We start from the raw sequence: 6,364 nt of genomic DNA, 5'->3' as shown, positions 1-6,364 counted from the left end.
AAAATAAACAATGGATAATACTAAATTATGGATAATTCAAAATTTTCAGCAGAGTCATTTACTCAGTTTTATAATAGTTTTTTTGACTATAACCTTGGTCTTTTTAAGATGATTAAAAATATAAGAGAAGATGAAAGAAGTTATGATATTTTAGATTTAGCATGTGGGACAGGTATATCAACTCGAGCTTTGTCCAAAACATTTAATGATTCTAGTATATTAGGAATAGATTCAAGTGATGAATTGATTGATTATGCAAATCAGGCTTTTGTACCGATGAATGTAAAATATTCAGTCCATGATGCTCTCCAATTAAATACTTTAAATAAAAGATTTGATTTTATTGTTGCAAAAAGTGCATTACATTTAATCAATGACAATTACATTTTTAATGAATATTTAGATGCACTTAACCCTAATGGGACTTTTTATGCAATTGAAAGAACAGATGTGTCAGTTGATAGCTTTGAAATATTTGATGATGCAAAAGATGTCTGGAAAAAGCAATATGATAAACAAAGAAAATTAGATTGTATTAATCATTACTTGAAACAAGATAAATATGAGATTAAAACATATAAGTTCGGTCAAAAGGTGGACATTGATTCTAAACATTATATCAACGGTGTGAAGAATAAAGAAATGTCATGCTTATGGGAATTTGATACTAAATTCATCATAGATTGGCTTGATAAACATTTAGAGGAAAAACAACTTATCAGAGTTTTTGAAGAGTACGATATAATTGCTATTACAAAGACTATGTAAAATTCTTTAAAATCACAAAACAACACATAATAAGTAAACAACCTATTAGAAATAGAGATAAAAGATTAGGTAAAATTCTCTTTTGCTTATCAAGGTTTGTTGTGTCAAAATATTCAACATTTTCTACTAATGAAATCAATCTATTTTTATTGAGAAAGCCATGCCGATCAAAGTCAAATAAGATATATGTAATGTAACTAATAGAAGATGCAAAAACGATTGACATAAAATCTCCCATAATGCTTGTTTCTCTATACAGAGTTACATATACAGCACTAACACTGCTTAAAAGTAATATAATTAAAAATTCTGGTAAAGTAATTGATGGGGTTCGAACTAAATGTAGTTGCCTCATTAAATCAAAAGTCTTTTTAGAAGGTTTATAATTATATTGGGCATATAAAGTTGTTATATAGTAATTCATATTAAAAGCATACTTTTGATTAATAACTTTGTCTCTAAGATCTTTAAAAATATGTTTCTTTTCCTTACTATTTAGTTTTGCTTTAGTCGCAAATTTATTAATATCATCCAATAATTTAAATAATACAACTTCTTCTTCTTTTTTTTGGTTCCATACTCTATTTAATAAAAAAGCTGCAAAAAATGTAAATACTGTTGCTATAATTGTTATCATTGAATTAGGCTGTATGGTATTTACTGGAGCAATCAAAAGGTTTACTCCACAATAAATTATGAGAATAGAAAAGCAAATATTTACAGCATGTACTAATTCTTTATTTTGATGAATTAAAAAATTTGAAATTACAATCAATCCTAATCCAGATAAGAGATAGTTATTATATGGTTCATTGTTATAATATAAAATTACTGCTGTACTTAAAACTGGTACAAAGTAAGCAATTGATGAAAAGGCATGGTTTTTACTAATATGAGAAGATATAATCCAGAATGTATTCGATAAAAATATACTAAATAATCCTAATCCAAACCCTAAATATATAATCTCTTTTCTTACATCTAAGACCTGTGGGAATTTAATACCAATTACTATAAGAAGAAATAGAGATATTAATAAAGGCAATGAGAAATGTGTATAGTCTCCCTTGATTTTATCTTTTATTTTTTTTGAAAGAGTAAAATATCCAGCTGCACAAAATGCTGATAAAAAAGATAAAGAAAGCATGGTAGGATTACTTATAAAATTTAAAGATAGCTCTTCTCCTGAAACTATTAAAATGGCTCCTACAAATGCCATAAATACAAATAATATATCTGAGGTTTTAGAATATTTATTCTTTTCAGGTATGAAGAGTTTCGAGAAGATAATAGAAAATAAGGGCCACATATAATTAATAACATTACCTTGTACAACATAATCTGTAGAAAACACATAATATATTGAAAAGTAATGACCACAAATAAGTAAACTTGTAATAAATATTAATATAAATAATTTAGGTGTTGTTTTTATGATTGAAATATTCTCATTTATGAATCTCTTATCATTATATAGTGAAAAGATAAAAGAAAAAATGGCACCAAAAAGAATAGAATAATATGCAACATATATACCCTCGTCTGGTAGAGATACACTTTTAACAGTTGCAGCTACTAAACTCCAAATTATAATAGGAATTATCCCAAATATTAGATGCTTTATATGAAAACCTTTAGCTGATACTGTATTAAACATAATTTAGTATTATCCATTGTTTATTTTTTGGTTTAGAAGAGAGAGTTTTTTCCAACTAATTATCAGTTTTTATTTGACAAATAAAAGAGAAAGTTTTAAGATTTAATTTAATATAGTTTAGAAAAGAAGGATATATGTGTGCAAAATCTATTATCATTTTATTTTGCATCCCACACTTCGACAGAAAGCTGAGGGGAAATAGTAGTTTTACTACTATTTCTCTTTTTTTTAAATATATTAAAAGGACACAAATTGATTGAAAAAATAAAAAAGAACAAAATTGCACAAATTCTAATTGTAAAAGTATTAACAATCTTTGCAATTGCAGGAAACTTATACTTTTCATAATAAAATATTCTCTAAACACCCTTCCCTACGCCTAAACAATCACTTTTAAAATAAATCACGCAACACTTTCAACTCCATAAAGGATAATTTTTTTCCAAAGATAACTATTATTAAGTAAACTTTAATAAAACATTGATTATACTTTCACCCATAAAAGAAAAAAATTATCAAAGGAAATAAAATGTTAGTAACAAAAAAAGCTCCAGATTTCACTTCAACAGCAGTATTAGCTGATGGACAAATTGTAGAGGATTTTAATTTATATAAAAATATTGGTGAAAAAGGTGCAGTATTATTCTTCTGGCCTTTAGATTTTACATTCGTTTGCCCATCTGAGATTATCGCATTCTCTAAGAGAGTTGAAGATTTTGAAGCAAGAGGTATTCAAGTAATTGGTTGTTCTGTTGACTCAGAATTTGCACACTTTGCGTGGAGAGAGACTCCAGTTGAAAATGGTGGAATTGGAAGAGTTAAATTCCCAATGGTTGCAGACTTAAGTAAACAAATCTCTAAAGACTATGATGTATTATTTGGTGATTCAGTTGCACTTAGAGGTTCATTCTTAATTGACAAAGATGGAACAGTAAGACATGCAGTAATCAATGACTTACCATTAGGAAGAAACATTGATGAGATGATTAGAATGGTAGATACTATGATTTTTACAAATGAGCATGGTGAAGTTTGTCCTGCAGGATGGAACAAAGGTGATGAAGGTATGAAAGCTTCAACTGAAGGTGTTGCTGAATACTTAGGTAAAAATTCTGATAACTTATAAGATAAAGTGAAAGATAAAATCATAGGTCCCTTTTAAAACAGGGACCTTTTGAAAGGAAATAAAATGTCAAAATATATAGAAATAAATGAAAATAATATGGAAGAAACAGTTAAAGAAGGTGTTTCGTTAGTAGACTTTTGGGCACCATGGTGTGGTCCTTGTAGAATGATTGCTCCAACTATTGACCAACTAGCAGTTGAGTATGATGGTAAAGCAAAAATTTGTAAAGTTAATACAGAAGAAGAACAAGATTTAACAGTAAAATATGGAATTAGATCTATTCCTACAATTCTATTCTTTAAAGATGGTGAAATTGTAGACCAACTAATTGGTGCAACTACTAAAGCTGCACTAGAAGAAAAACTTAACAAATATATCTAAGCTATAGATATAGGAGAGAAAGATGGATTATCAAGATTTATTAAAACAGTATAAATTAAGGGTAACTCCACAAAGACTTTCTCTTCTAGAACTTATAGAAAAATATCAACATATTGATATAGATACTCTTTTTGAAAATATAAAAATATTATTCCCTACTATATCCCTATCTACTCTTTATAAAAATATAAATGCCATGGTAGAGAATGGTCTTCTTACTGAATTAAAAATCACAGGAATGAAATCCAAGTTTGAAATCACAAAAGCTAATCATTTTCATGCTATCTGTAAAAAGTGTGGAAAGATTGAAGAACTCTCTTTCGATGTAGCTAATGTAAAAAATAATTTAGAAAAGAGAACCAACTATCACATAACTCACACTACTATGAATTTTTTAGGAATTTGTGTAGAGAATAGATTATATACCAACAAGGAAATTAAATGTTTAAAAATCTTAAAATTTCTCAAAAACTATACTTAAGTTTTGGATTGATGATTTTACTAATGGTTATTGTAACTATCATTGGAATAAATAGAGTAAATAAAATTGATAAAACTCTTAAAGAAGTTGTAGAAGTAAACTCTTTAAAACAAAGATATGCTATTAACTTTAGAGGAAGTGTCCATGATAGAGCTATTGCAATTAGAGATATTGTACTTTCATCAAACCCTCAAAGTGAACTTTTCAAAAACTCTTTAAGTGATATAAAAAAATTAGAAGACTTTTATAAAAAGTCAGCTAAACCAATGGATAAAATATTTTCACAAAATAAAGATGTAGATGAAAAAGAAAAAATTATATTAAAAAGAATAAAAGAGATTGAAGCTAAAACTCTACCTATTGTAGAGGATATAATAGAATTAAAACTAAATGGAAATGACCTAAAAGCAAAAGAAATACTTGTTTATGAAGCAAGGGAAAATTTTACTATATGGCTAAAAACAATTAATGAATTTATAGACTATGAAGAGCAAAAAAATCAAATTTTAACTCCTCAAGCAAGGCAAATAGCAAGTAGTTTTTCTACTACTATGATAATAATACTTTTAATCTCAATTATACTTGGAGTTGCTATTTCTTTCTTTATTTCACAACAACTTTCTAGCTCTGCTAAAAGTATACAAAAAGGTTTATCTAACTTTTTTAGATTTATAAATAAAGAAACAACTTCATCAGAACCAATAAAACTAAACTCAAATGATGAATTTGGACTAATGGCAAAGATGCTAAACAAGAATATTCAATTGACAGAGAAAAATATTTTAGAAGATGATGAGTTTGTAAAAGATGTAGCAAGAGTAATAAACGAGCTAAATAAAGGAAATATGCTAGCTAAAATTGAAAAAAATTCTAGCAACCCAAATCTAATTGAACTTAAAAAGCTACTTGATTCACTACAAGAGTATTTAGAAGATACTATTGCAAGTGATTTAAATAAATTGATTTTTGTTCTTGAAAAATTTAAAAGTGAAGACTTTAGAATAAGATTTCCAGAACCATCTGCAAAAGTTGTAGTTATAATAAATGAATTAGGAGATGTTATCTCTGAGTTATTAACTCAATCTTTAGATATTGGAAAAACTTTAGAGCTATCTTCTACTCAATTAATTGATAATGTAAAAGTTTTAAATCAAAGTACTCATAGTGCAACAGAAAGTCTAAAAGAGACATCTGTTTTTCTTGAAGATATAACATCAAGTGTAATGAGCAACTCAAACAATGTAAGTAGAATCACAGAATACTCAAAAAGTTTAACAAACTCTGCAAATACTGGTCAAAAGTTAGCTAAATCTACTTCTTTAGCAATGGAACAAATCGATGCGCAAGTTAAAGAGATTAATGAAGCAATCACAGTTATTGACCAAATTGCATTTCAAACAAATATCCTTTCACTAAATGCAGCAGTTGAAGCAGCAACAGCAGGTGAAGCTGGAAAAGGTTTTGCAGTAGTTGCACAAGAAGTTAGAAACTTAGCAAATAGGTCTGCAGAAGCTGCAAAAGAGATAAAATCTTTAGTTGAACAAGCGACAAATAAAGCGAATGAAGGAAAAGAGATAGGATTAAATATGACAAATGGTTATGATGAACTTTTAGTAAATATTAATCATACTACAGAAACTATTCAAGAAATTTCTAATTCTTCTAAAGAGCAAGAAAAAAATATCCAGCTTATAAATGATGTTATTAATAAACTTGATAAACATACAAATCAAAATGCAAGAATAGCAAACCAAACAAATAAAATAGCTCTTGAAACAGATAAAACAGCTAAAGTTATTGTTGAAAACGCTCTTTCTAAAGAGTTTATCGGAAAAAATATTTAAAAAATAAAAAAGTATACTTAAATTATTAAAGTTTTAATCAAAAAATAAGTCTCATTTGATAAAACTATTCTATAATAAAATAGAATATTTTACTATAAGTGAGAACA

Annotated in this window: 6 protein-coding genes; 5 read left to right on the top strand and 1 reads right to left on the bottom strand. The window is 27.2% G+C overall.

The window, feature by feature from the left end; all coding sequences use genetic code 11:
- Positions 1-27 precede the first annotated feature (27 nt).
- The gene (locus CRV02_RS13900; RefSeq protein ID WP_129090846.1) at positions 28-768 is read left to right on the top strand and encodes a trans-aconitate 2-methyltransferase; all 741 of its coding nucleotides are present in this window, start codon (positions 28-30) and stop codon (positions 766-768) included.
- On the opposite strand, the gene CRV02_RS13895 is transcribed toward CRV02_RS13900, so the two are convergent.
- Positions 761-2,425: an EamA family transporter gene (locus CRV02_RS13895; protein WP_129090845.1), complete on the bottom strand. Its 1,665-nt coding sequence runs from the start codon at positions 2,423-2,425 to the stop codon at positions 761-763. The genes CRV02_RS13900 and CRV02_RS13895 overlap by 8 nt on opposite strands.
- Positions 2,426-2,954: 529 nt before the next feature.
- On the opposite strand from CRV02_RS13895, the gene CRV02_RS13890 reads away from it, so the two are divergent.
- The 4 genes from CRV02_RS13890 (at position 2,955) to CRV02_RS13875 (ending at position 6,257) form a co-directional block, all read left to right on the top strand.
- The gene (locus CRV02_RS13890) at positions 2,955-3,551 is read left to right on the top strand and encodes a peroxiredoxin (protein ID WP_129084204.1); all 597 of its coding nucleotides are present in this window, start codon (positions 2,955-2,957) and stop codon (positions 3,549-3,551) included.
- Between the two features lie 63 nt (positions 3,552-3,614).
- Entirely contained in the window at positions 3,615-3,932 is a 318-nt protein-coding gene (trxA, locus tag CRV02_RS13885) for a thioredoxin (RefSeq protein ID WP_129090844.1), read from the top strand.
- A gap of 22 nt (positions 3,933-3,954) precedes the next feature.
- A complete protein-coding gene (locus CRV02_RS13880; RefSeq protein ID WP_129090843.1) occupies positions 3,955-4,413 on the top strand; it encodes a Fur family transcriptional regulator in 459 nt (152 codons plus the stop codon).
- Positions 4,374-6,257, top strand: a complete 1,884-nt coding sequence (locus CRV02_RS13875) for a methyl-accepting chemotaxis protein (protein WP_129090842.1) — start codon at positions 4,374-4,376, stop codon at positions 6,255-6,257. The genes CRV02_RS13880 and CRV02_RS13875 overlap by 40 nt, the downstream gene beginning before the upstream one ends.
- The last annotated feature ends 107 nt before the right edge of the window (positions 6,258-6,364 follow it).

It is taken from the genome of Arcobacter sp. CECT 8989 (genome assembly GCF_004116715.1).
Lineage (GTDB): Bacteria > Campylobacterota > Campylobacteria > Campylobacterales > Arcobacteraceae > Halarcobacter.
Note: the sequence above shows the minus strand (reverse complement) of the source record. Positions and strands in the feature narration are given on the sequence as shown.